This window comes from Dietzia sp. CH92 (assembly GCF_032248695.1).
Taxonomy (GTDB): domain Bacteria; phylum Actinomycetota; class Actinomycetes; order Mycobacteriales; family Mycobacteriaceae; genus Dietzia.
In genome coordinates, this window is record NZ_JAVHXC010000029.1 from 1 (window position 1) to 314 (window position 314).

The window sequence follows — 314 nt, forward strand, 5'->3', positions numbered from 1 at the left end:
CGCCGGTGTTGGATCGCAGATCAGCGGTGAAGCCAAAGGACTCATTGACAGGCAGGTATGCCTTGACCACAAACATGGGGGTACCAGCCACCTGGGACTCCTCAAACACATGGCCACGCTTCCTGTTCAGGACACCGTAGATGCCACCCACCACTTGCTCAGGACACTGGATCTCCACCAGATAGATAGGCTCCATGAGGCGGGGCTGTGCGGTCAGCACACTGGCATACAGGCAGCGGCGTGCTGTGGGGATGATCTGGCCACCTCCCCGGTGAATGGCATCAGCATGCAGGGTCACATCATGAACATCAAAC

The 314-nt window shown here is 58.0% G+C and carries 1 pseudogene; it reads right to left on the reverse strand.

The features are described from left to right. Window positions 1-298 (reverse strand): annotated as a pseudogene (locus RWK90_RS17315) (hypothetical protein); the annotation flags it as partial. Window positions 299-314 lie beyond the last annotated feature (16 nt).